Source organism: Kribbella sp. NPDC051586 (assembly GCF_044453965.1).
Lineage (GTDB): Bacteria > Actinomycetota > Actinomycetes > Propionibacteriales > Kribbellaceae > Kribbella.
Genome location: NZ_JBITDF010000001.1, coordinates 1,178,520 through 1,204,833, shown reverse-complemented (window position 1 = coordinate 1,204,833; position 26,314 = coordinate 1,178,520). Strand labels below are relative to the sequence as shown.

The 26,314-nt window shown below is 68.4% G+C and carries 32 protein-coding genes; 15 read left to right on the top strand and 17 right to left on the bottom strand.

The annotated features are described in order from the left end of the window. Positions 1-31: 31 nt before the first annotated feature. Genes ACIA58_RS05965 through ACIA58_RS05955 form a run of 3 tightly spaced genes read left to right on the top strand, consistent with a single transcriptional unit; the run spans position 32 to position 2,089 of the window. The gene (locus ACIA58_RS05965) at positions 32-1,252 is read left to right on the top strand and encodes an MFS transporter (RefSeq protein ID WP_396402461.1); all 1,221 of its coding nucleotides are present in this window, start codon (positions 32-34) and stop codon (positions 1,250-1,252) included. Between the two features lie 12 nt (positions 1,253-1,264). Next, the gene (locus ACIA58_RS05960; protein ID WP_396402460.1) at positions 1,265-1,540 is read left to right on the top strand and encodes a hypothetical protein; all 276 of its coding nucleotides are present in this window, start codon (positions 1,265-1,267) and stop codon (positions 1,538-1,540) included. Between the two features lie 27 nt (positions 1,541-1,567). Then, a complete protein-coding gene (locus ACIA58_RS05955) occupies positions 1,568-2,089 on the top strand; it encodes a phosphotransferase family protein (protein WP_396402459.1) in 522 nt (173 codons plus the stop codon). On the opposite strand, the gene ACIA58_RS05950 is transcribed toward ACIA58_RS05955, so the two are convergent. Beyond that, a complete protein-coding gene (locus tag ACIA58_RS05950; RefSeq protein ID WP_396402458.1) occupies positions 2,086-2,538 on the bottom strand; it encodes a winged helix-turn-helix transcriptional regulator in 453 nt (150 codons plus the stop codon). The two genes, ACIA58_RS05955 and ACIA58_RS05950, sit on opposite strands and share 4 nt — an antisense overlap. 85 nt (positions 2,539-2,623) lie before the next feature. Between ACIA58_RS05950 and ACIA58_RS05945 the strand changes: the two genes are divergently transcribed. The 3 genes from ACIA58_RS05945 to ACIA58_RS05935 are packed head-to-tail and all read left to right on the top strand — an operon-like array spanning position 2,624 to position 4,306. Further along, positions 2,624-3,214, top strand: a complete 591-nt coding sequence (locus ACIA58_RS05945; protein ID WP_396402457.1) for a dihydrofolate reductase family protein — start codon at positions 2,624-2,626, stop codon at positions 3,212-3,214. A gap of 12 nt (positions 3,215-3,226) precedes the next feature. Next, a complete protein-coding gene (locus ACIA58_RS05940; protein WP_396402456.1) occupies positions 3,227-3,607 on the top strand; it encodes a pyridoxamine 5'-phosphate oxidase family protein in 381 nt (126 codons plus the stop codon). 9 nt (positions 3,608-3,616) lie between these two features. Beyond that, positions 3,617-4,306, top strand: a complete 690-nt coding sequence (locus ACIA58_RS05935; protein WP_396402455.1) for a dienelactone hydrolase family protein — start codon at positions 3,617-3,619, stop codon at positions 4,304-4,306. Here ACIA58_RS05935 and ACIA58_RS05930 read toward each other — a convergent pair. Both ACIA58_RS05930 and ACIA58_RS05925 read right to left on the bottom strand, forming a co-directional pair. After that, complete coding sequence (locus tag ACIA58_RS05930) at positions 4,284-4,802, bottom strand: putative immunity protein (RefSeq protein ID WP_396402454.1); 519 nt, start codon at positions 4,800-4,802, stop codon at positions 4,284-4,286. The two genes, ACIA58_RS05935 and ACIA58_RS05930, sit on opposite strands and share 23 nt — an antisense overlap. Before the next feature lie 39 nt (positions 4,803-4,841). Then, positions 4,842-5,774 (bottom strand): AraC family transcriptional regulator, encoded by a 933-nt coding sequence (locus tag ACIA58_RS05925; RefSeq protein WP_396402453.1) that lies wholly within the window; start codon positions 5,772-5,774, stop codon positions 4,842-4,844. 90 nt (positions 5,775-5,864) lie between these two features. Between ACIA58_RS05925 and ACIA58_RS05920 the strand changes: the two genes are divergently transcribed. Next, the gene (locus ACIA58_RS05920; protein WP_396402452.1) at positions 5,865-6,698 is read left to right on the top strand and encodes an NAD(P)H-binding protein; all 834 of its coding nucleotides are present in this window, start codon (positions 5,865-5,867) and stop codon (positions 6,696-6,698) included. 136 nt (positions 6,699-6,834) lie between these two features. Here the strand turns inward: ACIA58_RS05920 and ACIA58_RS05915 are convergent, their stop codons facing one another. From ACIA58_RS05915 to ACIA58_RS05905, 3 genes are all read right to left on the bottom strand, one after another. Next, entirely contained in the window at positions 6,835-7,992 is a 1,158-nt protein-coding gene (locus ACIA58_RS05915; protein WP_396402451.1) for a hypothetical protein, read from the bottom strand. A gap of 93 nt (positions 7,993-8,085) precedes the next feature. After that, complete coding sequence (locus ACIA58_RS05910; protein ID WP_396402450.1) at positions 8,086-8,895, bottom strand: ABC transporter permease; 810 nt, start codon at positions 8,893-8,895, stop codon at positions 8,086-8,088. After that, positions 8,895-9,863: an ATP-binding cassette domain-containing protein gene (locus ACIA58_RS05905; protein WP_396402449.1), complete on the bottom strand. Its 969-nt coding sequence runs from the start codon at positions 9,861-9,863 to the stop codon at positions 8,895-8,897. The genes ACIA58_RS05910 and ACIA58_RS05905 overlap by 1 nt, the downstream gene beginning before the upstream one ends. A gap of 87 nt (positions 9,864-9,950) precedes the next feature. Here ACIA58_RS05905 and ACIA58_RS05900 point away from each other — a divergent pair, with 87 nt between their 5' ends. Together ACIA58_RS05900 and ACIA58_RS05895 are read left to right on the top strand one after the other, a co-directional pair. After that, positions 9,951-10,916 (top strand): helix-turn-helix transcriptional regulator, encoded by a 966-nt coding sequence (locus tag ACIA58_RS05900; RefSeq protein ID WP_396402448.1) that lies wholly within the window; start codon positions 9,951-9,953, stop codon positions 10,914-10,916. Further along, complete coding sequence (locus ACIA58_RS05895) at positions 10,913-11,497, top strand: YdeI family protein (protein ID WP_396402447.1); 585 nt, start codon at positions 10,913-10,915, stop codon at positions 11,495-11,497. Before ACIA58_RS05900 ends, ACIA58_RS05895 begins: the two co-directional genes overlap by 4 nt. Here the strand turns inward: ACIA58_RS05895 and ACIA58_RS05890 are convergent. From ACIA58_RS05890 to ACIA58_RS05865, 6 genes are all read right to left on the bottom strand, one after another. Further along, positions 11,494-11,838 carry a hypothetical protein gene (locus ACIA58_RS05890; RefSeq protein ID WP_396402446.1) on the bottom strand — a complete coding sequence of 115 codons (345 nt, stop codon included), beginning with the start codon at positions 11,836-11,838 and terminating at the stop codon, positions 11,494-11,496. The genes ACIA58_RS05895 and ACIA58_RS05890 overlap by 4 nt on opposite strands. A 67-nt stretch (positions 11,839-11,905) precedes the next feature. Next, positions 11,906-12,715: a phytanoyl-CoA dioxygenase family protein gene (locus ACIA58_RS05885; protein ID WP_396402445.1), complete on the bottom strand. Its 810-nt coding sequence runs from the start codon at positions 12,713-12,715 to the stop codon at positions 11,906-11,908. A 105-nt stretch (positions 12,716-12,820) separates the two neighbouring features. Continuing rightward, positions 12,821-13,774 (bottom strand): prolyl aminopeptidase, encoded by a 954-nt coding sequence (gene pip, locus ACIA58_RS05880; RefSeq protein WP_396402444.1) that lies wholly within the window; start codon positions 13,772-13,774, stop codon positions 12,821-12,823. After that, on the bottom strand, positions 13,775-14,683 hold the full coding sequence (locus ACIA58_RS05875; RefSeq protein ID WP_396402443.1) for a UbiA prenyltransferase family protein: 909 nt from the start codon (positions 14,681-14,683) through the stop codon (positions 13,775-13,777). A gap of 63 nt (positions 14,684-14,746) precedes the next feature. Then, the gene (locus ACIA58_RS05870; RefSeq protein ID WP_396402442.1) at positions 14,747-15,589 is read right to left on the bottom strand and encodes a virginiamycin B lyase; all 843 of its coding nucleotides are present in this window, start codon (positions 15,587-15,589) and stop codon (positions 14,747-14,749) included. Beyond that, the gene (locus ACIA58_RS05865) at positions 15,576-17,153 is read right to left on the bottom strand and encodes an ABC-F family ATP-binding cassette domain-containing protein (RefSeq protein ID WP_396402441.1); all 1,578 of its coding nucleotides are present in this window, start codon (positions 17,151-17,153) and stop codon (positions 15,576-15,578) included. Before ACIA58_RS05865 ends, ACIA58_RS05870 begins: the two co-directional genes overlap by 14 nt. Before the next feature lie 103 nt (positions 17,154-17,256). Here ACIA58_RS05865 and ACIA58_RS05860 point away from each other — a divergent pair, with 103 nt between their 5' ends. Next, on the top strand, positions 17,257-17,835 hold the full coding sequence (locus ACIA58_RS05860; RefSeq protein ID WP_396402440.1) for a TetR/AcrR family transcriptional regulator: 579 nt from the start codon (positions 17,257-17,259) through the stop codon (positions 17,833-17,835). Between the two features lie 64 nt (positions 17,836-17,899). Beyond that, positions 17,900-18,607, top strand: coding sequence for a VOC family protein (locus ACIA58_RS05855; RefSeq protein WP_396402439.1), 708 nt, complete (start codon positions 17,900-17,902; stop codon positions 18,605-18,607). Between the two features lie 30 nt (positions 18,608-18,637). Here the strand turns inward: ACIA58_RS05855 and ACIA58_RS05850 are convergent, their stop codons facing one another. Beyond that, entirely contained in the window at positions 18,638-20,119 is a 1,482-nt protein-coding gene (locus tag ACIA58_RS05850; RefSeq protein ID WP_396402438.1) for an LCP family protein, read from the bottom strand. Positions 20,120-20,209: 90 nt separating this feature from the next. On the opposite strand from ACIA58_RS05850, the gene ACIA58_RS05845 reads away from it, so the two are divergent. Further along, positions 20,210-20,695: a GNAT family N-acetyltransferase gene (locus ACIA58_RS05845; protein WP_396402437.1), complete on the top strand. Its 486-nt coding sequence runs from the start codon at positions 20,210-20,212 to the stop codon at positions 20,693-20,695. Here ACIA58_RS05845 and ACIA58_RS05840 read toward each other — a convergent pair. Then, positions 20,646-22,397 carry a protein-arginine deiminase family protein gene (locus ACIA58_RS05840; protein ID WP_396402436.1) on the bottom strand — a complete coding sequence of 584 codons (1,752 nt, stop codon included), beginning with the start codon at positions 22,395-22,397 and terminating at the stop codon, positions 20,646-20,648. The genes ACIA58_RS05845 and ACIA58_RS05840 overlap by 50 nt on opposite strands. Positions 22,398-22,574: 177 nt before the next feature. Between ACIA58_RS05840 and ACIA58_RS05835 the strand changes: the two genes are divergently transcribed. Beyond that, on the top strand, positions 22,575-23,390 hold the full coding sequence (locus ACIA58_RS05835; RefSeq protein ID WP_396402435.1) for a DUF3152 domain-containing protein: 816 nt from the start codon (positions 22,575-22,577) through the stop codon (positions 23,388-23,390). Here the strand turns inward: ACIA58_RS05835 and ACIA58_RS05830 are convergent. Together ACIA58_RS05830 and ACIA58_RS05825 are read right to left on the bottom strand one after the other, a co-directional pair. After that, the gene (locus ACIA58_RS05830; RefSeq protein ID WP_396402434.1) at positions 23,381-23,746 is read right to left on the bottom strand and encodes a VOC family protein; all 366 of its coding nucleotides are present in this window, start codon (positions 23,744-23,746) and stop codon (positions 23,381-23,383) included. The genes ACIA58_RS05835 and ACIA58_RS05830 overlap by 10 nt on opposite strands. 61 nt (positions 23,747-23,807) lie before the next feature. Further along, the gene (locus ACIA58_RS05825; protein ID WP_396402433.1) at positions 23,808-24,425 is read right to left on the bottom strand and encodes a MarR family transcriptional regulator; all 618 of its coding nucleotides are present in this window, start codon (positions 24,423-24,425) and stop codon (positions 23,808-23,810) included. 94 nt (positions 24,426-24,519) lie between these two features. Here ACIA58_RS05825 and ACIA58_RS05820 point away from each other — a divergent pair, with 94 nt between their 5' ends. Both ACIA58_RS05820 and ACIA58_RS05815 read left to right on the top strand, forming a co-directional pair. Next, the gene (locus ACIA58_RS05820) at positions 24,520-25,284 is read left to right on the top strand and encodes an SDR family NAD(P)-dependent oxidoreductase (protein ID WP_396402432.1); all 765 of its coding nucleotides are present in this window, start codon (positions 24,520-24,522) and stop codon (positions 25,282-25,284) included. A gap of 193 nt (positions 25,285-25,477) precedes the next feature. Next, positions 25,478-25,708, top strand: a complete 231-nt coding sequence (locus tag ACIA58_RS05815) for a hypothetical protein (protein ID WP_130443046.1) — start codon at positions 25,478-25,480, stop codon at positions 25,706-25,708. A 242-nt stretch (positions 25,709-25,950) separates the two neighbouring features. Here ACIA58_RS05815 and ACIA58_RS05810 read toward each other — a convergent pair whose 3' ends face one another. Further along, complete coding sequence (locus ACIA58_RS05810; RefSeq protein ID WP_396402431.1) at positions 25,951-26,307, bottom strand: VOC family protein; 357 nt, start codon at positions 26,305-26,307, stop codon at positions 25,951-25,953. Positions 26,308-26,314 lie beyond the last annotated feature (7 nt).

Below are 26,314 nucleotides of genomic sequence, written 5' to 3'. Positions count from 1 at the left end.
CTCGATAGATCTCGGGCGGCACGCTGGAAACATGTCCACCATGACGTCTTCGCGGACCGGCGCACGGATCCGGTTCGCTCATGCTCCGGGGTTCTGGGTGATCGCGGCGGCCTTCCTCACCACGATGGCCTTCTCGACGATCCCGACTCCGCTCTATGCGATCTACCAGCAGCGGGACGGGTTCCCGACGTACGTGATCACGGTGATCTTCGCCAGCTACGCCGTCGGTGTGATGGCGTCGCTCTACCTGGCCGGTCATGTCAGCGACTGGCTCGGTCGCCGTCGGGTCGCCCTCCTCGCCGTACTAGCCGAGGCGTTGTCGGCGGCGATCTTCCTGATCTGGCCGGCTGTCCCCGGTCTGCTGGTGGCGCGCTTCATCTGCGGGGTCGGCGTCGGCGTACTGACCGCGACCGCCACCGCGCATCTGTCCGAGCTGCGGCAGGTCGCCCGGCCGGGCGAGGATCCGAGCCGGTCGGCGTTGATCTCGAGCATGGTGAACCTCGGCGGGCTCGCGTTCGGTCCGCTGATCGGCGGGCTGCTGGCGCAGTACGTGTCGGCGCCGCTGCAACGTCCGTACGAGATCTTCCTGGTGCTGCTGCTGATCAGCGCGGTGGGGATCGCGCTCGTGCCGGAGACTGTGGAGCGGTTGGAGGAGCGACCGGCGTACCGCCCGCAGCGGGTGGCGTTGCCGTCGGCGGCTCGTCCGCTCTTCTTCGCGTCGGCGATCGGCGCGTTCGCGGCGTTCGCGATCTTCGGGTTGTTCACGTCGCTCGCGCCGACGTTCCTGGCCGGCGTACTGCATCACACCTCGCGTCTGCTCGCCGGTGTCGTCACGTTCGCCGTCTTCATCGCGGGCGCGGTGAGCCAAGCCGTGTTCGTCCGCCTGTCCCGCCCGCATCAGTTGCGGCTCGGGCTCGTCGCGATGTCCGTCGGCCTGGTCGGCGTCGCGACCGGCGGTCTCATCCCCAACCTCTGGCTCTTCATCATCGGCGGCGTTGTCGCCGGGGTCGGCGTCGGCCTGGTGTTCCGCGGTGCTGTCGCCACTGCCGCGTCGCTCGCCGATCCGAGTTCACGCGGTGAGGTCCTCGCGGCCTTGTTCTTGATCGCGTACGCCGGACTGGCGATCCCGGTCCTCGCCATCGGGCTGGGCATCGCGCTCCTCCCCGCCCAGGTCGCGCTGCTCGTCTTCTCGGTCCTCATCCTGATCCTGGTCAACGCCGCCGTACTGCGCATGCTGGCAGCCCACGCGTGATGTGATGCGGGAGTGGATCTCGAACGCGACTACGGCCTGACCGTCTCCTCGCTCCAGCCGCACGCCGGTGGGTTCGCCACCGACGGCTGGGTGGCGGACGAGCTGTGGTTCGTGAAGATGTGGAAGGAAGGCGAGCCGCCGACCGGGGTGGAGCTATTGGGAGAGTTGCGGGCGCTCGGACTTCCGGTCGTGGAACCGGTTCGGACCGTGCAGGGCGAGTTGTTCGCGATGGACGGCGGACGGGCGTATGCCGTTTTCCCTTACATACAAGGGCGAACGGCGAGTTGAGACGACTGGTGCGTCGCCGCGCGGGCATTGCGGCAGGTGCACGAAGTGCCGCTGAAGGTGGAGTTGCCGGCCGCGGATACGTCCGAGCCGGCGATCCGCGAGCTGGGTCGGCAGCTGCAGCACCCGTGGATTGTGGATCGTGCGGATGAGATCGTCGCGGCGATCGCGCGACTGGACCGGGTGCGGACGCGGCTCGAGCCTGTGCGGGACGTCGTGTGCCACACCGACATGCACGGCCTGAACCTGTTGCTCGACGACGCGGGCGAGGTCGCCGCGATCCTGGACTGGGAGAATGCCGTCATCGGACCCCGCGAGTACGACGTCTGGGTCGGAGCCGACGGGAACGAGCTCGCGGCGTTCCTCGACGAATACGGGGCCCGCGACCTCGACCTCGACCACCTCGAGTTCGCCCTCCTCGCCCGCGGGCTGCGCGACCTGGCGGCACGCGTGCTCAGCAACACGGACCGGCCAGGTGTCGACACCTGGGGCTTCGACCGGATCGCCCGGCTGGACACCGACCTCGAGGTATTCCGCCCGTACTGCGCCTAGGCCGCGGCGCCCGGGCCGGGCAGCACGTCGATGTCGTCGGCGTGCATCGGCTTGCCGCAGTGGGAGCAGCTGAGCTCGACGTGGCTGATCTCCCCGCAGGCGTGGTGCCGGTACAGCACCGGCGGGCCGGCCTCGCCGGCCAGCCATTTGTCGCCCCAGGCAACCATCACCATCAGTACGTCGACGAGTTCCAGGCCCTTGCCGGTCAGGACGTACTCGTACCGCGGTCGCTTGTCGTACGGCCGGCGCTCCAGCACGTCCCGAGCGACCAGGTGGTTCAGCCGCTCGGTCAGCACCTTGCGGGAGATCCCGAGATCCGCCTGGATCTGCTCGAACCGCGACATCCCGACGAAGATGTCGCGCAGGATCAGCGGCGACCACGGCTCGCCCATCACGTCGAGCGTGCGCGCGATCGAGCACGCCATCTCACTGAAGTCTGTGCGCTGCATGGCAACAGTCTAGCAATTGGGGTTCCCTGAGGGAACTCCGATATGTTAGCGTTCCTTCAAGGAACCCCGAACTGAAGGCGGAACGATGAGCAAGGTATTGGCAGCCCTCGCGGTCTCGGTCGACGGATACATCACCGGTCGCGACTCCGGTCCGGACCGCGGCCTCGGCAACGCTCCGATGCTGTTCGACTGGTACTTCGACGGCGATACCCCGAGCGAGGTCTTCGACGGTTTCAAGCTCAGCGCGCCGAGCGCCCGCGTGTTCGACGGGCTCGCCGGCCGGGTCGGCGCCGTTATCGCCGGCCACAAGACGTACGACGACTCCGGCCACTTCGGTGGCGGCAGCCCGCACGCGAAGGCGCCGCTGGTGGTCCTGAGCCACGGTCCGGTGCCGGAGATCAGCGAGCAGCAGACCCTCGCCAACACCATCGAGGACGCGGTCGCTGCTGCCCGCGACATCGCGAACGGCAAGGACGTCGGTCTGATGGGCGGCGGTGCGGTGACCGCTGCGCTGAAGGCCGGGCTTGTCGACGAGCTCGTCCTTCACCAGGTGCCGATCCTGCTCGGCGGCGGCCGGCCGTTCTTCCAGGAGCTGCCCGAGCATGTGCGGCTCAACCTCGTCGAGGCCGTGCCCGCGCCCGGCGTCACCCACCTCCACTACGCAGTCGTCCGCTGAAGGAGGGCAACCATGTTGAAGCCCGCCGTACGCCGTGCCGTCGAGAGCAACTCGATCGCTCATCTGGCCACCGTCCTGCCGGACGGGTCGCCGCACTCGATTCCGCTGTGGGTCACCACGCTCGACGACCGCATCATCTTCCTGACCGGTCCCGACTCCCAGAAGGCCCACAACCTCCGCCGCGATCCCCGCGTCGCGTTGTCGCTCGCACCCGTCGACAATCCGTACGAGCCCGTCATCGTCCGCGGCCGCGTCGTCGAGTGGATCGACGGCGACGCCGGCTGGGCCCTCGTCGACGAGATCGCGATGAAGTACGTCGGCCAGCCGTACGGCCGCGACGTCGACCGCATCATCGGCGTCATCGAGCCGCACCACCAGACGGTAGGAGTTTAGGATGCGCGCATGGGTGTGACTGTCACGGTTGGGGAGCAGGACGCTTATCTCGCGCGGGTTGGTCGGGCCGGCATGTTGTTGTTGCCGATGATCACGGGCATCGGCGAGCAGGTGCGGGCGTGGGCCGATGAGTTGGCGGGGGAAGGGATCACCGCGCTGGCGTGGGATCCGTTCAAGGGACGCAGTACCGACAACACCAGCCGGCAAGAGCTGAGTGGGTTGCTGCGCGAGATGGACGACGACACTGCCCTCGCGGAGCAGAGCGCGCTGCTGGATTACCTCGTCGACGAGCTCGGATGCAGCAAGGTCGGCGTCATCGGATGGTGTCTTGGTGGACGGTTCGCGTTCCTGCTCGGGGCGCGGGACCAGCGGGTTGCGAACGTCGTTGCGTTCCACCCGACCGTTCCGTCCGACCGGCCGGCGCACCACACGTACGACGCGATTGCCGAGGCAGCCGCGATCACGGCGCCGGTGCTGGTGAGCTATCCGAGTGCGGACGCCGCCGTACCCAACGCCGACTTCGAGACGCTGCAGACGGTCTTGCAGGCGCGCACGGCCGGGGCGACGTTCACGCAGTACTTCCCAGGTGCGGACCACGGCTTCTCGGACAAGTCGCGGCACGACAAGGACGTGAACGCCGACGCCTTCCGGCTGGCGTGGCCGCAGGCGCTTGCGTTCATGAAGGCGACGGTCGCCTGAGTTCGGTCTCCAGGCGGCGGTGCAGTTCGCCGAGTCGACTGCGGCCAGGCATGCCGTTCGGGTAGCGCCGTAGGACCTCACGGACGACGGGTGGCACTCGCTCGATCGCCCAGCTCAGAGTGGCCTCGGCGTCTCCGGTCGCCAGTTCGTGTGCGTACGCCGCGTACTGTGCCGCACCCACGATGTGCTTCACCTGAGTGGCTGCGGCCAACGGATGCAGGTACGCCGATCCCGCTGCCGCCAGCGCCGCTCTCGCGGCAGCCTCAGCGGCCGGATCGTCGACCTCGCCCGCTGCCTTGAGAGCTGCCCAGGCGGCCGTCCGGATCGCCTTCGTTCTGTTGCCTCCGGCACCGAACTCGCGGACGACCTCGATCGCGTCACGCGGCCGCCGATCGTCGGGGGCCGCTGCCTCGTAGAAGGGCAACGCCCGCTCGGCGCAGTCCGCGCTCCACAGACTCAACTGCCGCAGTTCGTCGAGGCTCAACGCGATCTCCATGAGCCTCAATCGTATCGTTGAACCTCGGCGTTTAAGCTTTCACGCCGCCCGGCGATGGTCGGTAGGCGTGATCCCCCGGACCCGCTTGAACGCAACGCTCAACGCGAAGGCATTGGCGTATCCGACCCGCCGGGCGATCGTCTCGACCGTGTCCCGGGTCGATCGCAGCTGATCCGCCGCGAGCGTGATCCGCCAGCCGGTCAGGTAGCTCATCGGCGCCTCGCCGACCACGGCCGTGAACCGCCGGGCCAGCGAGGCCCGCGACACCCCGACCCGGTCGGCCAGATCCGTGACGTTCCACGGGTGCGCCGGGGCCTCGTGCAGCAGCCGCAACGCGGTGCCGGCGACCGGATCGGTCTGCGCCTGGTACCACCCCGGCGCATGCGAGTCCGGCCGGTCGAACCACGCTCGCAACGTGGTGATCAACGCCAGGTCGAGCCATCGATCCAGCACCGTCTGCTGTCCGACCGCGTCCCGCTGGATCTCGCTCGTGATCATGTCCATCACCGAACCCGCGACGTCCGCGGCCGGTACGACGAGCACCGGTGGCAAGGCGGTCACCAGCCGCCGGCTGACATCCCCGGCCACCTGGTAGGTGCCGCTGGCAACCATCACCTCGCCGGACTTGCGACTGCCGTAGGTCCGCACGCCCAGCCGGGCCGAGTAGTCAGCTGGTGCCCCGGGCAACGGTTCGCAGATGCCGCCGGGATGGATCCGCAGTTGCGGTGCGGTCTGCACGCTGTCGCCGACGACGTACGGCTGCGGACCGGTGAAGATCGCGACATCGCCCTGCTCCATCCGCTGCGGCGCACTGCCCTCGCGGGTCACCCAGCCCGAGCCGCGGACCAGGGTCGCGAGCGCGAGCGGGGCCTCGTCCCGGATCTCCAGCGCCCACGGCAGATCCAGGATGGTCAGATTGAAAACCCCGTCCTGGGCGCGGGTCCCGGCCAGCAGTTCGTCGAGCACGTCCATGCGACGAGAGTACGTCAGATGAGTGCCTCGAACATCGAATTGCGCCACATAGCCATGGTTTGTCTCATCGAGGGCCGCTGAACTAGAGCCATGACACCGATTCTGATCCTCAGTGGCAAAGGCAAGACCGGCCGTCGCGTCGCGGCGCAGCTCGACGCACGGGACGTCCCGTACCGGCTCGCATCGCGCTCCAGCGAGCAGCGGTTCGACTGGTACGACGAGAGCACCTGGGCGGCGACGATCGCCGGTGCCGAGACGGCGTACCTCGCGCCGCCGGTCGGACCGACCGGGCTCGCGCAGGCCGGCAAGTTCATCGAGCAAGCCGATGGGCTGCGGCGCCTGGTGCTGTTGTCCGGTCGTGGGGTCGGCAGCCCCGGCCGTGACTTCGCCGTGTACGACGGGCAGCTCGAGCTGGAGAACGTGGTGAAGGCGAGCGGACTGGACTGGACGATCGTGCAGCCTGCCTGGTTCGTGCAGGGTTTCAGCGAGGACTTCCTTCGGTACCACGTGCTCGGTGGCGAGATCCGGCTGTCGGCCGGCACCGGCGGCGAGGCCTGGATCGACACCGACGACGTCGGCGATGTCATGACCACGGCCCTTCTCGATGAGTCGTGGGTCGGCCGGACCCTCGAAATCTCCGGCCCGCGCACGCTCACCATGACCGAGATCGCGGAGGAACTCACCGCCGCCATCGGCCGCCCGATCGGGTACGTCGACCTCGAGCCCGAGGCACACGTCGCCGAACTGATCGAGCAAGGCCTCGTCCGGGAAGACGCCGAGGCGGTCCGGGACCTGTTCGCCGTGATCCGCAACCACCGCTCCGAGTACGTCTCAGACGGCGTTGAGCAGGTCCTCGGCCGTAGGCCCCGCGACTTCACCGACTGGGCTCGCGACACCGCGAAGTCTGGGGTGTGGGACGGGTGAGGTCCGGACGCCCAGCACTCAACAACTGCGCCGGCGCGGGCGATCGCACGCTCAGCCGCTCGGTTCGAAGGCACTTGTGAAGTGCTGGCGGTCCGCCTCCTCGCCCACCTGAAGTGCGTGGAGGCGAACCAGCCGGTCAGCGGTGCTGCATCTCGGTCCACTCTGCGTGGGTGAGCTCCTGCAGCTCCGACGCCGGCGTCTTGGTGCGGGGCGTCGTGCCCCCACCGACGGCGCCGCCGCCGAAGACGATGTTCGCCCAGTTGTTCTGCGCGATCAGGATCGACGTGGTCTTGTCGCCGTTGATGTCGGCCGCCGTGGTGGTGTCGGTGGTGTCGCCGTCGCAGTTCCAGTCGATCGGCTGGTTGGCCGCGCCGGCGGTGGTCCGGGTCGATCCGTTCGGGCACTTCCAGCTGGTCCGGTACCCGGCGCCCGAGCTGCCGAGCCCGACGGTCTCGTCAGGCCGGGCCTCGTTGATCGAGGTCGGCTGGACGTTGGAGTAGCCCCAGTACTTGCTGCCGTCGGCCTTGATCACGCCGCCTAGCTGGAACGAGTAGTTCATCACGCTGAGGTAGTTCGGTTTGTAGTTGAGGTTGTCGGCGCCGCCGTGCTTCAGGCCGATGTTGTGGCCGAGCTCGTGGACGAACGTGCCGACGTTCGTGTCGTCGGTCGCGTTCCACCCGCACTTCGGGCCGACCGTGACGATGAACGTGTCGTTCGGGATGTTGAACGCCTGGCCGCTGCTGCAGCCGCCGTCGTAGCTGTCTGCCCAGATCATGTAGTGGAAGACCGCCTTGCGGACCGCCGCGAAGTTGGCCGCCTTGATCGCGTTGGTCTGGGTGGCCGAGGGGTTGAGGTCGGCGTCGTACGTGACCTCGTTGCCGCCGCCCAGGTTGTACGTCGCACCGCGGGCAGAGCCGGCATCGAGGTGGATCTTGACGCCGGTCGTGCCGTCCGGGTTGCTGACCGGGGCGCTCGCGAAGACCTGAACGATCCGGTCGAGCGCCGCCGTAGTGGCGAGGCGGCCAGACATGTAGTCCATCTCGACGAAGAGGTCCTTCTTGTTCGGGTTCGCGCCCATGGCCGGCAGGTCCACGTCGACGACGCCGTCACCGTTGGCGTCGTACCCGTTCGTCTCCCACGCGTCCGGCAGTGAGTCGCCGTCGGTATCGGTGGCGGCGACGACTGTCGTCGCGCTGTCGACGGATGGGGCCGGAGCCGCCGCCGCGCTCGAGGTTGCGAGCGCGGCGGCGGCCAGCGACATCAGGACGGCGAAGAAGGCGGGGCGGGGCCTCATCAGATCTCCTAAGGGGCGGTGGGTGATCTGAGCGCTACCGTAGGTGAAATTCATCGCAGAGAACGGCCCAGCCGGGTCATTGACCCAATTGGGTCACGCGGCCGAGCGGAGCATCGCGCGGATGCCGACGGTCAGTCCGAGTATCGCGGTCACGATCGCCGCGACCCAGCCCCAGAGCACCGCGCTCGACCAGACGTCGCCCGAGAACAGGGTCCGCTCGGCGTCGACGAGGTACGACAACGGGTTGAACTTCGATGCCACCCGCATCCAGCCCGGACCGGTCTCCAGCGGTAGCAGCATCCCGGACAGGATCATCAACGGGAACAGGAACGTCTGCTGCACGACCCAGAACATCCAGTCCTGCTTGCGGACCGCGATCGCCAGCGCGTAGCTGAACGAACCGAGTCCGACGCCGAACACCGCGAGCAGCGCCAGCCCGACCAGCGCACCACCGACGTGCAGATCGAATGCGAACGGCGTCATCACCGCGATCACGATCACCGCCTGCCCGAACAGCGGCACCATCTCCTTCAGCGCGCGCCCGATCAGCAAGGAGGAGCGGGACAACGGCGTGACCAGCATCCGCTCGTGCGCGCCGGTCTGGAACTCGAACAGCAGGTTCGCCCCGGTGGTCGACGTACCGAACAGGGTCGTCATCACCAGGATCGAGGGCACGAACCACTGCCAGACACCGTCGCCGAACGTGCCGCCCATCGAGCCCGACAGCAGCGGTCCGAACAGGGCGAGGAACACCAGCGGCTGGATCATCCCGAACAGCAACGTGAATGGATCACGCAGTACCGGCTTCAGCTCGCGCGTCATCACGATCCAGACGTCACGCACCAGACTCTGGGACGGCTGCTCCACTGTGAGGGCCGGCGTGGAAATAGTGAGGGTGGTCATCAGGCTGCCTTTCCGTTGGACTCTTCCCGCAGGCTGCGGCCCGTCAGGTTGAGGAACACGTCGTCGAGAGTTGGGCGGTGCACCTGCGCCGAGGCGATCGGTACGCCGTGGTGCTGGGCGGCCGCGATCAGTTCGGGGAGTGCTGCCGGGCCATCGGCCACTCGGACGCTGAGCTCGTCGCCGACGGCAACCACTTCGCGGGCTCCGGGCAACTTCTCGGCCAGGCCGGTCAGTTGTGGAATGTTGCTATGAGCAACTGTCAGCGCAAGCCGGTCGCCGGCCAGCTCGGCCTTCAGTGCACTCGCGGTGTCGTCGGCAATCACCTCGCCGTGATCCACCACGACCACCCGCTCGGCCATCGTGTCGGCCTCGTCGAGGTAGTGCGTGGTCAGCACGATCGTCATCGCGTGCTCCGCACGCATCCGGAGGATGTGGTCCCACAGATTCGCCCGGTTCTGCGGGTCGAGGCCGGTCGACGGCTCGTCCAGGAAGAGCAGGGACGGTGCGTGCACGAGACCCATCGCGACGTCGAGCCGCCGGCGCTGGCCGCCGGACAGCTCCGACACCTTGCGCTGTGCGAGCTCTCTCAGCTCCAGGGCGTCGAGCAGCTCGCCGGTCCGTAGCTTCGCGGCGCGCCGGTCGAGGCCGTAGATCACGCCCTGACCGAGCAGCTCGTCGCCGACCCGTTGGGCATGGCCCGCGCCGTTGCCCTGGCCGACGTACCCGATCCGTCGCCGGACCTGGCTGGGCTGCGTCGTCACGTCGTACCCGGCGACCGTCGCGGTGCCCGAGGTCGGGGTGATCAAGGTGGTGAGCATGCGCAGCGTGGTGGTTTTACCGGCGCCGTTCGGGCCGAGGACGGCGACCAGCTCGCCGGGTTCGACGTCGAGGCTGATGCCGCGGACGGCGTGCACGGTCTCGGTACGGCTCACCACGAAATCCCTGGTGAGCGCTCGGGTGCTGATCACGGGTAGCTCCTTCGGTCGACTTGATGAGCCCGACATTTCCAGGAGTAGCGGTCAGGTTCTGTCCCTTACTCGTGCGAAGCTGAAGTCATGTCCGAAACCTCTGCTCGACTCCTCGCGCTGCTGTCGCTGCTGCAGGCCCGGCGCGACTGGCCGGGCATCTTGCTCGCCGAGCGGCTCGAGGTCAGCCCGCGGACGGTCCGTCGCGATGTCGATCGGCTGCGCGACCTGGGCTATCCGGTCCGCGCGACCAAGGGGCCCGACGGCGGCTACCGCCTGGACGCGGGGGCCGACCTGCCGCCGCTGCTGTTCGACGACGACCAGGCGATCGCGGTCGCGGTCGCCCTGCAGACCGCGACGACCACAGTCACCGGGATCGAGGAGGGCGCGTTGCGTGCGCTCGCCACCGTTCGTCAGGTGATGCCGGCGCGCTTGCGGCAGCGCGTCGACGCGCTGCAGGTGACCACGGTCGACCGGTACGCGAACCGGCGTACGACGGTCGACTCGGAGAAGCTGATCGCGATCGGTATGGCGGTCCGCGCGCAGGAGGTACTGCGGTTCGACTACGCGTCACCTGGTGCGTCCGAGGACGAATGGGTGCCGCCGCGGAAGGTGGAGCCGCACCACCTGGTGACGTGGGGCGGCCGGTGGTACCTGGTCGGCTGGGATCTGGAGCGGAAGGACTGGCGGACGTTCCGGGTCGACCGGATGACGCCGAAGACTCCGACCGGGCCGCGCTTCAATCAGCGCGAACTGCCGGCGCCGGACGTGGCGACGTACATCTCGAGCCGGTTCCACGGCCAGGACCAGAACCCGTGCCGGGGCGAGGCGATCCTGCAGGCGAAGGCGTCGGACATCGCGCAGTGGGCCGGGCGTGGTGCGTTCGTCGAGGAGGTCACGCCGACGAGTTGCCGGCTGGTCCTCACCGCGTGGTCGTGGACCGGGCTCGCCGCGACGTTCGGGATGTTCGAATGCGATCTGGAGTTCGTCGGGCCGCAGGAGTTGAAGGATGCCGCGGCCCAGTTGGCCGCCCGCTACCAGGAGGCTGCGTCGTGAGCACGGAACTGATCGTTGTGGACGCCAGTGCCTGGCAGATCTGGCTGCACGAGCATCACAGCACGTCGGACGGTGTCTGGCTCGTGCTCGCGAAGAAGGACGTGACGACGCCGACGAGCCTCACATACGCCGAAGCGCTCGAAGAGGCGCTCTGCCACGGGTGGATCGACGGGCAGCGCCGCAGCCGTGACGAGCTGACCTTCATCCAGCGCTATACCCCGCGGCGCGCCCGGAGCATGTGGTCCAAGCGGAACGTCGACCTGGTCGCGCGGATGGAGGAGGAAGGCCGGATGCGCCCGGCCGGCCGCGCGGAGATCGAGCGCGCCAAGTCGGACGGGCGCTGGGACAAGGCGTACGGCGGGGCGAGCGCACGCGAAGTCCCGGAAGACCTGGCCGCGGCGCTGGCCGCGAATCCCCGGGCACAGGCGATGTTCGAGATCCTGACCAGCGCGAACCGGTTCGCCGTCGTCCATCGGGTGAACAACGTGAAGAAGGCCGAGACGCGGGCCAAGCGGATCGAGCAGTTCGTCGAGCAGCTGGCCCGCGGCGAAACGATCTACCCCCAGAAGCGGACGCTCTAGATCAGGTCGAGCGTCGCGTCCTGGCCCGCGGTGAGCGGGAAGTAGGCGAGGAAGGTGACGCCCTCGTCCTCGGTGTCGAAGCGGGAGATCCGGTCGACGGCCGGCTCGTAGAACACGTCGCCGGCGTGAAGGACCTGCACGTCGCCGTCGGCGGCCTGCTGGTAGATCGCGGAGCCCGACACGATGTTGCCGAACACGGGACCGTTGTGGACGTGGGCGCCGAGCGCGGTGTGCGGCTCGATCGTGATCCGGCGTACCTCGACGCGCTGCACCGGGAGCGCCTCCGGCAGGTGCTGGTCGAGCACGACGACGCGGCTGATCGGTGACTCAGATGGGTTCATGGCAGCATCGTACATACCAATAGGTACAGAAGTCGCGCGAGTTGATTCGACGGGGGAGCGGGGTGGTTCAGTACAGGACCGGGTTGAGCGGGGACGAGACGGTTTCGCCGGGCTGGTTGCCGGGCATCCAGCTGGCCAGGTCCAGCTTCTGGTTCTCGTTGACCGGCGGGGAGATCTCCATCGCGGCGTCGACGTAGATCACCGTCATCACCCGGCGCGGGATGTCGGTGGTGTTCGGCGGCGCGTGGTGGAAGGTCCAGCCGAGGTGGTAGCTCACCTCGCCGAGCTCGAACGGCTCGGAGACCTCTGCGAACTCCTGCTCGGCCAGTGATTCCTGCAGCACCTGCTCCGACTCGTCGCTGATTGGCAGGTCACGGCCGTGCTCGAAGGTGTGACTGCCGGCCGCGAACGACAGCGGGCCCATCTCCATCGGGGTTTCCTGCAGCGGGATCCAGACCGTCACGCAGCGGTCGGTCGCGAACGGCCAGTAGTACTGGTCCGCGTGCCATGGGGTGACGCCGCCGCCGGACTCCTTGTAGAGCGCCTGGTCGTGGTACAGCCGGACCGACTGCACGCCCAGCAACTGCGCGGCGATCCGCGCCAGCCGCGGTGACGACACGAACTCGAGCACCCGCTCGCTGTCCTGCCAGAGGTTCGTCACCTGCAGGAACGCCTTGCCGTAGGTGTCGCGGTCCTCGAGCGGCAGGTGCTGGGTGTTCAGCTCGATCACCTTGCCGGTGATCTCCGGCTCGTACGCCGCGATCGTCTCGGGACTCAGCACGTTCTTCAGCTTCACGAAGCCGTACTCGGCGAAGTGCCTGATGTCGGACCGGCTGAGGGTGTAGTCGGTCTCGAGCTCCGGGCGGGTCAGAGTCATGGGACCTAAGGGTTCCTGCGCGGTCCATCGCTGTAAAGATCAGTGATCAAATCTTTTCCCTGCGTGCACGTGCACGTGCAGCAACTGGAGCCGGCGGGAAAGCGGTCAGGGCCGTAATGCGAAACGGTCCAAAGCTCCGAGAATCAGCTCGCGCGTGCGGTCGCCGCCCGCACCGTGGCCTTCCTGCTCCACGAGGTGCAACTCGGCATCCGGCCAGGCTTGAGCCATCCGCCAAGCGACGTCCGGGGGGCTGCTGATGTCCAGCCGGCTATGGATCAGCACACCCGGAATCCCTGTCAGCTTTCCCGCCTCGCGCAGGAGAACGCCCTCGTCCAGCCAGGCGGCGTGGCCCCAGTAGTGCGTGACGAGCCGCGCCAGCCGCAGCCTGAGCACCGGGTCTTCGTAGCGTGAGTCAGGCCGCCAGTTCGGGTGGGTGCGGACGTGCGTGTCCTCCCACGCGCACCAGCTCACGGCAGCCCGGTCACACACCGCCGGATCCGGATCGTGGAGGAGACGGCTGTACGCGAGCGCGAGGTTGCCGTCGCGCTGATCCTCGGGTACGCCGTCGCGGAAGCGAGACCACTCCTCGGGGAAGACACGGCCCATGTCGCGGGTGATCCACTCGACCTCACGCCGCGTCGTGTTCGTGACGCTGAACAGGACGATCTCGGAGATCGCCTCCGGGTGCTGCTCGGCGTACGCGAGCCCGAGCGTCGCGCCCCAGGACGCGCCCAGGAGCAGCCACTTCTCGATCCCGAGCTGCAAGCGGAGTTGCTCGAAGTCCGCGATCAGGTTTGTCGTGGTGTTCGCGCTCAGGTGCACGCCTGGCTCGGCGGCGTCCGGAGTACTGCGGCCGCAGTTGCGCTGATCGACCAGGACGACCTTGTACTTCGCGGGATCGAAGTACCGCCGCCACCACGCGCCGGCGCCGGATCCCGGACCGCCGTGGACGACGAGGGCCGGCTTGCCGTCGGGGTTGCCGCAGGTCTCCCAGTAGACGTGGTTGCCGTCGCCCACGTCGAGCAGGCCGTGGTCGTAGGGCTCGATGTCCGGATACATCTAGAGGACTCCGGTGTAGGTGAGAGCGAACGTTCCGCACGGAAGGAGGAACAGGGCCGAGAGGACGATGATGCCCTTGAAGGATTGCCCGGGGCCAATGAGTTTGCGGTAGGCGGCGACCAGGACAGGGACCATGACGAGCTCCAGCGGCAGCATGCTGCGCGGGATGATCGTCGCGGTGGCGGCCAGGATGACCGACAAGGCCGCGGCAGCGATCCAGGCGGCGTACCCGATCAGGTACGTCGTGCGGGCGCCGAAGCGGACTGCGATGGTGTGGTAGCCGGCGGCTCGGTCCGCGTCCAGGTCGGCGAGGGTGGTCGGGAGGTAGAGGCCGATCGCGGCGAGCGTGCCTTGGAGGCCCATCAGCCAGGGGAAGTCGCTCAGGTCCGGGTTGATCGCGGCCCAGCCGGCCAGTGGGCCGAAGGCGCCGAGGGCAAGCGCATTGACCGCGACGTCGAACCCGGCGCGGGTCTTCAACCGCACCGGCGGGACGGAGTACGCGTAGCCGAGCAGAACGGCCAGCAGGACGCCGAGCGCGAACACGATCCCGACATTCAGGCTCAGCCCGACCGCGGCGACGGCGGCCGCGAAGGCAAGCCGCTTCGCGGCACGGAGGGTGATGCGGCCGTCGAGCAGTGGCGACTTCGCCTTGCGCGGGTTGAGCCGGTCGCTCGGCAGGTCGTACGCGTCGTTCACCGCCAGCACGGCCAGCCACACCAGCGGCCCCATCACCACCGCCCCGACGACCAGCCGCGGCCACTCTTCCACCGGCGGGATCAGTCGGTGCGTGGCGAGCAGGATCCCCGTGTAGTAAGGCACGATCGAGACCACCCAGAACGCCGGCCGCCCCACCGCGATGACGTCGCGAACTCGCGCGGTCGTTCCCCGGACCTGCACCAGCGTGCTCACCTCACCACTGTCCACCCGCCCGGTGCCCGCCGTCCTCCCTCCGACGGGTGAACCTCCTCACCCTCACGGCTGGATGTGAGCCACGGAACCCTTCTCCAGAGCCACCCACACCCAGTCGCCGTCGATGGCGAGGCCGTGCGGCTCGGAGCCTGTGCCCAGGTCGTACTGATCAGTGATGTTGCCCTCGGCATCCAATCGGGCGAGCGCACCGGCTGCCCACAGAGTGACCCAGCACCCACCGTCGGCGGCAGCCGCCACCGCATGCGGCTTGCAACCAGCAGGCAGTGGAAACTCCTCGATCTTCCCGTCCACGCTGATTCGTCCCACCCGGTCGGCCTGGATCTCGACGAACCAGACGGCCTCCGGGCCGGCGCTGATACCGACCGGACCGGCAGCCTCGGTCGGCAGGGGACAGGTCGTGACAGCCCCGCCGGTCGTCATCCGCCCGATCGCGTTCCCCTGGTTGAGCGTGAACCACAGCTCCCCGCCGTACGACGCGATCATCGCCGGAAACGCCCCGGCCGTCCCGATCGGGTACGTCGACACCTCGCCGTCGACCGTCACCCGCCCGATCGCGTCGGCGCTCATCAACGTGCACCACAGCGCACCGTCCGGGCCGACGCACAACCCGTACGGCGCTCCGGCTAGCTCGACCGCCGACACGACCCCGTCGTACCCGATCCGTCCGACCCGATCGTCCCCGTTCCGCGTGAACCAGACCGCGTCATCAGGCCCGTCGACGATCACGCTGGGACGGGACTCCGCGGCGTCCAGGTCGACAACGCGACCCGAGCGGGTGGCGATGCGGCCGGCGTGGACGAGCGTCGTCCACACCTCACCGCCGGCCACCACGACGCCGTACGGACCATCACTCTCGACACCGATCGCATATTCAGTGACTGACATAGGTGTTCTCCTTCAACTCGATGACGAGGCCGCGCCAGCGGGACACGAAACGCCGGTCATGGCTGACCACGACAAGTGCGCCGGCGTACCGGTCGAGCGCCGATTCCAGTTCCTCCACCAGCACGAGCGACAGGTGGTTCGTCGGTTCGTCCAGCAGCAGGACGTCGTACGGCGTCGTCAGCAGCCGCGCCAGCGCAAGCCGCCGGCGCTGACCGGTCGACAACGCGTCGACCCTTGTCTGCAGCTGGTCCCGACGGAACAGCCCCAATCCCGCCGCGCCAGGGTGTCGCGTGAGCGCCTGCCGCAACGTCTCCGCCGGTCGCGCCTCGGACACCTCCTGCTCGAGGTAGCCGATCCGCCCGCGGCGCTCGACGTACCCAGCGGATGGCTTGAGCGCGTCGGCCAGCACGTCCAGGAACGTCGACTTGCCGACTCCGTTCGGTCCCGTGATCAGCACGCGAGCACCAGCCGGTACCTCGAGCGACATCGGCAACAGCCGGTCCTTGACCGAGACGCCGACCGCGTCCAGCCCGGCCGGCTCGCCGGTCGTACGGATCGACGCGGTGAACCGGAGCGGCTTCGCCGGTACGGGCGGCGGGTCCTCCTCCAGTCGACGCAGGCGTTCCTTGGCGTTGCGGATCTTGCTCCGCTCCGCTTCGTTGACGCGACCACCTTTGCGGTCGTACGCGACCTTGTTGTTGTCCGTCATCGGCCGCCCGTACGCGACCCGGTCCGCAGTGGTGCGAACCAGGACCCGCGCCTCCGCGACCTCGTCCTCCCACTCCTGCCGGGCCTGCTCGATCCGCGCCCGCTCGGCCGCCTTCTCGTGCAGGTAACCCTGGAAACCGTTGCCGTACCGCGTCACGCGGTGCGTGTCGCCGTCCACCTCGAACAGCGTGGACGCAACCCGCTCCAGGAACGCGCGATCGTGCGACACGACAATCGTCGTACCGCGCCGCGACCGCAGGTGGTCCTCCAGCCACGTCGCGGCCGACACGTCCAGGTGGTTGGTCGGCTCGTCGAGCAGCAGGATCTCCGGGGACGACGCGAGTACGGCGGCCAGGTGCAACCGCGCCAACTCGCCGCCGGACAGCTCGGACAGCCGTCGATCACCGGGCAGCGTGCTCAAGCCGAGCCCGTACGTCGCACGGGCGAACCGCGCATCGGCGTCGTACCCCTCGCGAATCTCGAACACCGTCTGGAGCTCGCCGTACTCGTCCAGGACATCCGTGCGCCCGTCGGCGAGCATGCCTTCCAATGAGCGCATCCGGGACTCGATCCGGCGGAGGTCGGCGAGCGCGTGATCGGCGAGCGCGTCAACGTCGAGGTCGAGCGGCAGCGGGTTGTCCTGCGCCAGGAAGCCGATGCTCCCGGCGGCCGTCGCCGCACCGTCCGTGGGTGGCTCGAGGCCGGCGAGGATCCGGAGCATCGTCGACTTGCCGGAGCCGTTCTCGCCGATCAGGCCGCTGACCTGCCCGGGCGGGAAGGCGCAGGTGACCTGGTCGAGCACCAGGCGGTGATCGTAGGACTTGGTGACATCGTGCAGGGACAGCTGGGTAGACATGAGGATCCTCCTGACGCACGCGGGGTTCGGGGTTGGCGAACGGCGGGTCAGAAGATCACTGGGCTGCTCCCTAATGCGACGAATGTTGCGTTAAGATGATGACATGCTGACGACCGATCGCGCAAGCAGACCGGGTGGACGGACTGCCCGGGTGCGGTCCGAGGTGCTCGCCGCGGTCGAGGCCGAGCTCGCGGAGCACGGGTACGACGGAGTCACGATCGACGCCGTCGCGGCGCGGTCCGGAGTCCACCGCACGACGGTGTACCGCCGGTGGAAGACGGTCGCCGGGCTGCTCGTCGATCTCCTGCAAGCCGGCGCCGACGACTCCTGGGAGCCCGCCGGCACAGGTTCGCTCGAGGGCGACCTGATCGCCGTCAACCGCGAGGTGCACGCAGCCCTGACCGCGCGCCCATCCGTAACGCAGGCCGTCATCGCCGCCTCCTTCCGTACGCCGGAAGCCGCCGACGCGCTCACCCGGTTCTGGGTCGACCGCTACGAGCGCACCGCGGTCGTCGTACGCCGGGCCGTGGCGCGCGGGGAGATCCCTGCCTCCGTGGACGCCCACCAACTGCTGCTCACCGCAACCGGTCCGCTCTACCACCAACTCGTCCTGCTCCGTCGGCCGATGAGCCGCGCTACGGCGGATCACCACGCCAGAGTCGCCGCGGCGTCGGTCGGCTAAATCTCTTTGCGGCGCTCGTTCCGCCCGAAATACGGTGGTATCTCCGGCGGATGGGAGTCCCGAGATGAGCGTCCAGATCCATGCACTGTCCTTCGACGCAAAGGATCCCGTGGGGTTGGCGCGGTTCTGGGCCGGCGTGCTCGGCCGGGACATGGGCGCGGACGGGACGTCCGTGCTGCCGGACGACGACCTCGGATTCATCCTGCGGTTCCTGCCGAGTGATATCGAGAAGGAGTTGGCGAACCAGATCCACTTCGACCTGCCCAGTCAGACGCTCGAAGCGCAGCAGGCGATGGTCGATCGGGCCTTGGAGCTCGGCGGGCGGCACATCGACATCGGGCAGAAGCCCGAGGAGGAGCACGTCGTACTGGCTGATCCCGAGGGCAACGAGTTCTGTGTGATCGAGCCGGGCAACAACTTCCTCGCCGGCACCGCGGTCATCGGCTGCCTGACGTCCGACGGCAGCCAGGCCGTGGGGTACTTCTGGAGCAAGGCGCTCGACTGGCCGCTGGTCTGGGACCAGGACGAGGAGACCGCGATCCAGTCCCCCCGGGGCGGGTCGAAGATCAGTTGGGGCGGTCCGCCGTACATCCCGAGGGCGCCCAAGAACCGGCTGCACCTCGACCTCGTGCCGTCCGGCGATGCCGAGGCGGAGGTCGAGCGCCTGATCGGCCTCGGCGCGAAGCGGCACGAGAGCGGTCAGGCACACACCGACGGGATCGAGCTGGCCGACCCGGACGGCAACGAGTTCTGCATCCTGACCGGACGGTGACACGATCGAGCGCCTCGGCGTCCGGTGCGCCTAGCCGGGAGGACCGGGGTTGTAGGCGCAGCTCGAGGCCAGGTCGTCGGCGCCGGGCTTGGGTGTGGTGCGCGGCTGGGCCGCGTTCGAGGGCTTGGTCGTCGTGGTCTTGCGCGGCACCGGCGTCGTGCGGCGAACCGGGTTGAGCGCCTGCGCGACGATCTCGCGCATCCCGGCGTAGTTCGGGTTGCGGCCGTTCGGGAAGTTCTTCTTCTTGTCGAGGTCGATGTTGGAGATCTTCGCCGTCTTCACCCGTTGGCCGAGGGTGACGAAGTCGCCGAGCAGCTTCTGCGGGATGTCGGTGCGGATCAGTTGCTCGCCCGCCGCCGCGATCGACTGGTAGTTGGCGAGAACGTTCTGCGGGGTCGCGCGTTCGACGATCGCCTCGACGGTGCAGTGCTGCCGGGTCTGCCGGGCGAGGTCGGCCGTCGGCACCCTGTACCTGCCGCGGGCGAACCACAGCGCGTCGGTCCCATTCAGCTTCCGGTTCGGTCCCGGCTGGAGGTACCGGCTGGGCGGGATCAACTTGTCGTCGTTCCCGCCGACCGGCACCGGGTAGTTGATGTTCACGACGATCCCGCCGAGCGCCTCGACCAGCTTCGCGAACCCGGCCAGGTTGACCTGTACGTAGTAGTGGATCTTCAGCCCCAGCGCCTCGCCGACCGAGAGCTTCAGGATGTCCGCGCCCTCGTTGTCGGACGGTCCGATGATCCCGGGATGCTGTCTCGGGATGTTGCGGTACATGGCGTCCAGGTAGAACTCCGACTGCTCCTTGCTGGGATCGATGCTGGGGTCCCAGAACCCGGTCGGGTAGATCTTGTGCAGCGGCGAGTCGGCCGGGAACGGCATCCGCATGAAGTTCCGGGTCAGCGAGATCAGCGAGGTGTTGCCGGTCTTGGTGTCGATGCTCGCGACCATCACCGTGTCGGTCCGGGTCCCCTGGCGTCCCTCGCCGTCGTCGGCGCCGAGCAGCAGCACGTTGACCCGCGGAAGCTGGTCCCAGACGTTCTTCTTGGTACTGATCGTCGGCCGGGTCTGGCTCTTCGACCCAGGGTCGGCGAACACCTTCTTCACCAGGCTCCGCTGCGCCAGCAGCGTCTGCGCGCCGCTGGCCGTACCCACCGTCATCGCGAAGCAGACGACGCCGATCACCAGCGCTCCGAGCAGCCGCGGCCCCGGTCCCGCGGTCAGCGGCCGGAGCATCTTGTACGACGTGACCAGCACGATGATCCAGACGAGCGCGATCGCGCCGAGCCCGGCGATCATCCACAGCAGCAGCGCTGGATCGAGCGCCCACGAGATCACCGCGTCCCGCTTCCGCAGGCCGACGTACGCCGCGGCGCCGTAGAGCGCGAGGCTCGCCACGATCAGCGTCGAGCCGAGCCGGATCCGGCGGGCGACCAGGTACGCCGTACCCGGGAGCAGGATCCCGAGGACGGAGATCGCCAGCGCCGTGAACGCCGAACGTCGCCGTGGTCTCACTCTTCGTGCTCGGTTGCCACGCGACGCTCGCTGCGCTCTGCTCGGGGCCATGCCCCCTTCGATTCATTGACTTGGCAAAAAGTTGGCAAGATGTACCGCGTGAACGACATTCAGGTACGACGAGCCGGGGCGGACGACGCGGAGTCCCTGGTCCGTTTACGCGGGCTGATGCTTGCTGCCATGGGCAACGACATCGACGGACCCTGGCAGGAGAGCGCCGTCGAGTGGTTCGCCGGACAACTGGCGTCGCCGGACACGTTCGCGGCGTACGTCGTCGAGGACCCGGAGGCCGGTGTCGTCGCCGCGGCGGCCGGCAACGTGTTCGACCACCCGCCAGGTCCGAACGACCTGACCACGGTCCGCGGCCACCTGTACAACGTCAGCACCGAGCCCGCCTTCCGCCGGCGCGGAATGGCCCGCGCCTGCGTGATCGCGCTGATGGACTGGTTCGAGAACGAGACCGGCGTCGGGCAGGTCGAGCTGCACGCGACCGACTACGGCATCGAGCTCTACCGCGAGCTCGGGTTCATCGAGGCGAAGTACCCGTCGCTGAAGTTCCGGACCACCAAGGCGTAGCACCGCTGGTGTCGCGGAGCGCATTGGTCGCGCAGTGCACCTCACCGCCGCCGAGGTGGGCCCAGAAGAAGTCCTCGACCCAGTGCACGCGGATCCCGCTGAGCGCTTGGTCGGCGGCCTGCCGGAACACGTCGCGCCCGTTGAGTCGCGGGCCGTGCGGATCGGGCAGGGCGATCTCGCGATCGGTGAGCGAGAGCCCGTTGACCAGGTCGGGAGTCATTGCCTTGAGCAACCCGAAGCCCGGCGCCCGGTCGAAGAGCACCGGCAGGCGGACGAGCTCGTCCGCGCGCAGACCGGTGGCTTTGAGCAGGACCTTGAGCTGGTCGTCGATGTGCCGGGCCGCGGCCTCGTTGTCGGCCAGCAGTTGCCTGTCGACGTGATGTTGCACGTCGCGCAACAGTCGCGCCGCGAGCCTCGGATCGGCCACGGCGAGAGTCCAGCCGCGGGCGTTGTCCGCGCGGACCACATGAGTCGTCTCGTCCGCGTGGCCGACCATCAGCCAGGACGTGTCGATCACGACCGGCGGCTGGTAGCCCTGACTCGTCACCATCTTGATGAATCCGCGGTCGGGGTGACGCTCGCCCGATCCGTAGACGATCCGCCCGTGCGGATAACCGTCGTACGGCGGGAGCGATTCGATGTTGCCGCCCATGTTCAGCAGGTCGTCGAGGCCCGGCGATGCGGTGTTGCCGAGCTCCTGCACGATACCGATGTCCGGGCCCCGCAGGTCGCGGTACAGCAGCCGGCCGGCTGGGCGAGGTGTGTCGGCGGACGGGAGGTCCCAGACGTTGCCGGAGCGGATCAGGATGCGCATCGTGTGCGGACCGCCGACGGCCGGCATGCTCGCGGTCGCGGGCTCGAACGTGTCCTGCAGCCACATGTCCTTCCAGCCTTCCGGCGTACCCTTCACGAACTGCAGGCGGGCACCGGCGGAAATGGTTGCTTTGCGCAACGTTTTCGCGAACGGCTGCCACTCGCCCGGAGCGCCGTCCTGGTACGGCGGAGTGCCGCCCCACCAGCCTTGTCCCTTGTTGGGCTGCGCGGCGAGCACGGTCTGCGCAGGCTGGAGATCGTTCTGCAGCATGAGCGGGGCAACGCGCATCCGGACGTTGTCCGTACCCGTCCGGCCGTGGTCGGTGACGGACAGCGTGACGGTGATCCGGCCGTCCCAGCGGGCCGGATCGCGGACGATGTCGCGACCTTCGAGCTGCAGCCGGACGCCGTGGCGCAATTGATCCGCGGTCAATGTGGTGACGGGACGGCCGTTCGCGAAGATCCGGGCCTTGCCGGCGGACGAGATCGCGATGCTGCCGGTCGCCTGGTTCGAAAGGTTGAGTTGGGCATCGATCGTGAGTGGGGCCAGGTCGGCTGCGTCCCGGGGCCCGTTGATCCGGTCGTCGGCGGAATCGTTGCAGGCGGCAAGTTTGTCGTCGACCGCTCGGCCGGGTGCGTCCAGGTCGGCCGGGTCGACCGTGCAGCGGTGCTGGTCGTCGTCCAGGTTGGGCAGGAAGATCGCGCCGCGTCCGTCGGTCCAGCTGTGCTTGCCGGCGTCGTCGGCGCGGGTCAGCAGGCCGTCGCGGTTCACATCCGCGGTCAGTCGGGGTGCCGGCGATGCCGTCAACGCGGGCGTCGCCGGCGAGGCGGTCAGCGCGGGGGTGACGGCGGTGAGCACGGTCGCGATGCCTGCGGTCCAGCGTTTCATCGAAGGCTCCTTATTTGATACAGGTGTGCTTCTTCGAGTGAAACTAACACGGGTGTATCAGAACCCGGCAGGTGGAAATCAGGGCTCCACCCGTGGGCGGAGAAGGGTTTGTGGGCACAGTGGCAAGAAGACAGTGAGGACGCGCCCGACCGGGCGCGGTGTGAGGAGCTCACCGGAATGCGCCGCTGGACTGTTGTCAGGACGATCGGGCTTGCGATCACGGGAGTGGTCGTGGTCGGGGTGCTGTACGAGTTGCCCGCCAGCCCTTTCGCCCGCCACGAGATTCCGGAGCGCCACGTCGTACCGGCCTCGGCGGAGTCGACCCAGCCGCCACTGGAGTCCCCGGCTGCCGCGCCACGGACGAGTCGGCCCGCAGTACCGGCCAAGCCCGCCGAGGTGATCTCGTACCCGGTCGCCGGCACGCAGTCGTACGCCGTACTGCCCGGAGATCCCGCGGTGATCGGGCGGGGCGGCAGGCTGATGAAGTTCCAGATCGCGATCGAGGGTGGGATCACCGGGGTCGACCGGACCGCGTTCGCGCGGTTCGTGCGGACGACGTACGGCGGGGCGCAGGGGTGGGCCTCGCGGGGGAAGTGGCGGTTTCAGCAGGTCGGGCCGGGGACGAATCCGGACTTCACGCTGATGCTGGTCACGCCGCAGACCCGGGACGTGATCTGTGGTGCGGCGCCGGACCGGTATACGAGCTGCCGGATCGGGGATCGGGTCGTGCTGAACGTGGCGCGCTGGGCGCACGGCGTACCGAACTTCGGTGCGTCGCTGACGACGTACCGGCAGTACATGGTCAACCACGAGACCGGCCACCGGCTCGGCAACGGCCACGAGCTGTGTCCGGGGCCGGGCCAACCGGCCCCGGTCATGCAGCAGCAGACCCTCGGCCTGCACGGCTGTACGGCGTACGCCTGGCCGTACCGGAACGGCACCCGCTACTCCGGCCGCCTAGGCCAGTACGACGATCCGGTACCTCACACCTGAATGATGGAGAACACGTTGCCTGCTGGGTCCTTGAACCAGGCAATCAACGGGCCCTGGCCGCGGTAGATGCCGAGGTCGTCCTGATCGTTGTTGTAGTGCTCGAAGGTGACGCCGCGCTTGGTCAGCTCACGTGCGGTCGCCTCGACATCGGCGACCGGGAAGTTGAGCACGGTGAACTCCGCCGGCACGTGGTTCGGCTTCGGATACACCAGGATCGCGGCGCCACCCGTGACGTCGAGGCGCAACATCCCGTTCTCCTCGCCGACCTCGATCCCGAGCGTGTCGGTGTAGAACGCCTTCGCCTTCTCGATGTCGTCCACCGAGAACCCACTGAACGCCTTGCTGTCCTTCAACATCTGATGTCCTCCTTGATCGCCTGACACCAGCTACGTCGAGACCCACCGTGGGATTTCGACACTAACTGTGCGAGACGACCTGCGGGAGTGCGTCATTGACGGCGGCTGCGACGGAGGCGGACTCGAGGCCGTCGGCGACGGTGTGGAGGAGGCGGACCAGGTGGGCGGCGTCGGTCGGGCCGAGGATGCCGGTGATGACATCGAGGACGCGGACGGTGAGACCGTCGAGCTGGGAGAGCCGGGCCTGACCCATCGAGGTCACGGCCAGCGCCGGCGTGGTGCGGACCATGCCGAGCGCTTCCAGGTCGGCGATCGCGAGCTCGGCCTCACCGGGTGTGATGCCGACCTGCTGGGCGACCTCGTCGGCGGTGGTGCGGCCGTTGGCGATCGCGTTGAGCACGAGGGCGGCCGGCATCTTCATCCCGACCGCTTGCTGCAGGCCGAGGATCAGCGGGTGGGCGTGGCCGCGGACGCGCTCCACCGCGTCGAGCAGCCGGAGAGCGTCGCCGATGTCCCCGATCAGGTGCTCGGTCTGGACGGCCGCGATTCCTGCCGGCCCCGGCCGGACGGGTGACGGTACGACGCCGCCGATGACCCGCTCCGGCACCACAAGGGCGTTTGCCACGACCCGCTCGTCGGCGGATCCCTGTGGCCTGATTCCAGCGTCTTCGATGGTCACCTCTCCAGCGTACGGAGCCGTTCCGACAGCTTCGGCGTGTCTTTCCTGAAGAAAGACTGTGAATCTCATGACGTTGCTGGCTTACGCTCCGGCCATGCGGCTGAACGGGAAACGAGCACTGGTGATCGGCGGCGGTGGCGGCGGGATCGGTCGTGCGACAACCGAGGCCTTCGGCAACGAAGGTGCCGCGGTGGTGGTCGCGGACCTCGACCTGGCCCGAGCCGAGGAGGCGGCCGACGCGGTACGGGCGCGCGGCGGTACGGCGTACCCGGTGTCGGGCGACGTCCGCTCGGCGACCGACATCGAGGCGATGGTCTCGACCGCGGTCGAGAAGCTCGGCGGACTCGACGTGCTCGTCACCGTCGTCGGCGGGCAGGTCGCGTTCGTGCCCGCGGTGAAGCTGCACGAGATGGCCGACGAGGACTGGGACACCATCTACGAGGTCAACCTCCGGTACGTCGCTCGCGCGGTCCGGGCCGCGCTCCGCGTCTTCCTCGGCCAGGGCACCGGCGGGACGATCGTCAGCGTCGGATCGGTCACCGGCTTCATGGCAGCTCCCGAGCAGGCGGCGTACGGCGTGATGAAGGCGGGCATCCTCAGCCTGGCCCGCACGGTCGCCGCCGAGTACGCCCGCGACGGCATCCGGATGAACGTCGCCGCGGCCGGCGCCATCGCCACGGCGGTCGCCAACGCGAACGTCGACGCGGAGGTCGTCGAGGAGATCCCGGCCGGCCGGTTCGGTCGGTCCGAGGAGGTCGCGCAGGCGGTGGTCTACCTGGCTTCGGGCGCGTCGGCGTACGTCACCGGACAGCAGATCGTGCTGGACGGCGGGGTCTCGGTCCGGGGCCCGTTCGGGTAATCGAACATACCGGCGAAGAATTGGGTTCCGGCCGGTTCCGAAAAAGCTGGGAATTTCTGAATTCGGGCGTGACCTCGGCTCGCCGTTCTCCGTTGGATCTGACGTGACGGTGAACACAACACGGCGCACCGGCACCGCGCTCGCCCGCGTTTTCCAGGCCGTCCACCCCTCGAAGTGTCAGCCAGGAGGACCAGTGACAACCGCCACCGCCATCCAGACAATTGAGCGCCGACGCGTCCGTGTCTGGTTCGGTGAGCACGTCATCGCCGACTACAACGCCGAGCCGGCGTTGGCCGAGCGGTACGCAGACGCCATGAGCCGTCGGTTCGCCGGACTGCGGGTCACCAACGACCCGATGCCCGCCGTCGACAAGCTCCCCGACCCCCTGCCCGGCGAGCGCATGTGGGACGTAGCACCCCGCTGAGAAGCCTCCGGCGCCTTCTACGTTCCGTATCTCACCAGACAACCCACCCGGAACGTGCCCAGGTCGAGCACCTCACCTCGATCACCCGAAGGCACCGGTGTTTGGGCGGCAAGCGAGTGAGGGCGTTCTGCCCCTCGCTTGCCGCCATTTCTCTCAATGAGCACTGCTCCTCTGCACAATGCGCCTGACACAACTGAATAAACCTCATCGTTCGCACCGGATCCCCCAGGTCCGGTGCGAACTCATTTGTTCGCGTAATACTCCGGTTTCATCTGGATGAGCTGGACGTAGTTGCCGTCCGGGTCGATCAAGGTCGCGAACCAGCCGACCCCGCGGTCCTCCGGGTGCACCAGCCAGTCGACGTCGAGCGTGCGCAGGTGCGCGGCGGCCGCCTCGATGTCCTCGACCGCGAAGTTCACGATGTGCCGCCCCGGCTCGGCGGTCTTCGCGGCGACGTCGTCGCGCTGCTCGATCACCAGCCCGAACCCGCCCAGGTCCAGATTCCCGTACCCGTCGACCTCCGCCTGGAAGCCGTCCCGGTACCACGCCTTCAACCGCTCCGCGTCGGTGCTTCCGATCAACATGCTGTTCAGAACCACGATCTCT

Bases quoted from the DNA above. Each gene is read 5' to 3' on its own strand.
- ACIA58_RS05835 (WP_396402435.1), top strand. From the start codon at position 22,575: ATGCGCCGCTGGACTGTTGTCAGGACGATCGGGCTTGCGATCACGGGA.
- ACIA58_RS05910 (WP_396402450.1), bottom strand. From the start codon at position 8,895: ATGACCACCCTCACTATTTCCACGCCGGCCCTCACAGTGGAGCAGCCG.
- ACIA58_RS05915 (WP_396402451.1), bottom strand. From the start codon at position 7,992: ATGAGGCCCCGCCCCGCCTTCTTCGCCGTCCTGATGTCGCTGGCCGCC.
- ACIA58_RS05830 (WP_396402434.1), bottom strand. From the start codon at position 23,746: ATGTTGAAGGACAGCAAGGCGTTCAGTGGGTTCTCGGTGGACGACATC.
- ACIA58_RS05840 (WP_396402436.1), bottom strand. From the start codon at position 22,397: ATGAAACGCTGGACCGCAGGCATCGCGACCGTGCTCACCGCCGTCACC.
- ACIA58_RS05940 (WP_396402456.1), top strand. From the start codon at position 3,227: ATGTTGAAGCCCGCCGTACGCCGTGCCGTCGAGAGCAACTCGATCGCT.
- ACIA58_RS05865 (WP_396402441.1), bottom strand. From the start codon at position 17,153: ATGTCTACCCAGCTGTCCCTGCACGATGTCACCAAGTCCTACGATCAC.
- ACIA58_RS05900 (WP_396402448.1), top strand. From the start codon at position 9,951: ATGTCCGAAACCTCTGCTCGACTCCTCGCGCTGCTGTCGCTGCTGCAG.
- ACIA58_RS05920 (WP_396402452.1), top strand. From the start codon at position 5,865: ATGACACCGATTCTGATCCTCAGTGGCAAAGGCAAGACCGGCCGTCGC.
- ACIA58_RS05860 (WP_396402440.1), top strand. From the start codon at position 17,257: ATGCTGACGACCGATCGCGCAAGCAGACCGGGTGGACGGACTGCCCGG.
- ACIA58_RS05935 (WP_396402455.1), top strand. From the start codon at position 3,617: ATGGGTGTGACTGTCACGGTTGGGGAGCAGGACGCTTATCTCGCGCGG.
- ACIA58_RS05885 (WP_396402445.1), bottom strand. From the start codon at position 12,715: ATGACTCTGACCCGCCCGGAGCTCGAGACCGACTACACCCTCAGCCGG.
- pip (WP_396402444.1), bottom strand. From the start codon at position 13,774: ATGTATCCGGACATCGAGCCCTACGACCACGGCCTGCTCGACGTGGGC.
- ACIA58_RS05845 (WP_396402437.1), top strand. From the start codon at position 20,210: ATGTACCGCGTGAACGACATTCAGGTACGACGAGCCGGGGCGGACGAC.
- ACIA58_RS05855 (WP_396402439.1), top strand. From the start codon at position 17,900: ATGAGCGTCCAGATCCATGCACTGTCCTTCGACGCAAAGGATCCCGTG.
- ACIA58_RS05930 (WP_396402454.1), bottom strand. From the start codon at position 4,802: ATGGAGATCGCGTTGAGCCTCGACGAACTGCGGCAGTTGAGTCTGTGG.
- ACIA58_RS05950 (WP_396402458.1), bottom strand. From the start codon at position 2,538: ATGCAGCGCACAGACTTCAGTGAGATGGCGTGCTCGATCGCGCGCACG.
- ACIA58_RS05965 (WP_396402461.1), top strand. From the start codon at position 32: ATGTCCACCATGACGTCTTCGCGGACCGGCGCACGGATCCGGTTCGCT.
- ACIA58_RS05925 (WP_396402453.1), bottom strand. From the start codon at position 5,774: ATGGACGTGCTCGACGAACTGCTGGCCGGGACCCGCGCCCAGGACGGG.
- ACIA58_RS05945 (WP_396402457.1), top strand. From the start codon at position 2,624: ATGAGCAAGGTATTGGCAGCCCTCGCGGTCTCGGTCGACGGATACATC.
- ACIA58_RS05890 (WP_396402446.1), bottom strand. From the start codon at position 11,838: ATGAACCCATCTGAGTCACCGATCAGCCGCGTCGTCGTGCTCGACCAG.
- ACIA58_RS05870 (WP_396402442.1), bottom strand. From the start codon at position 15,589: ATGTCAGTCACTGAATATGCGATCGGTGTCGAGAGTGATGGTCCGTAC.
- ACIA58_RS05820 (WP_396402432.1), top strand. From the start codon at position 24,520: ATGCGGCTGAACGGGAAACGAGCACTGGTGATCGGCGGCGGTGGCGGC.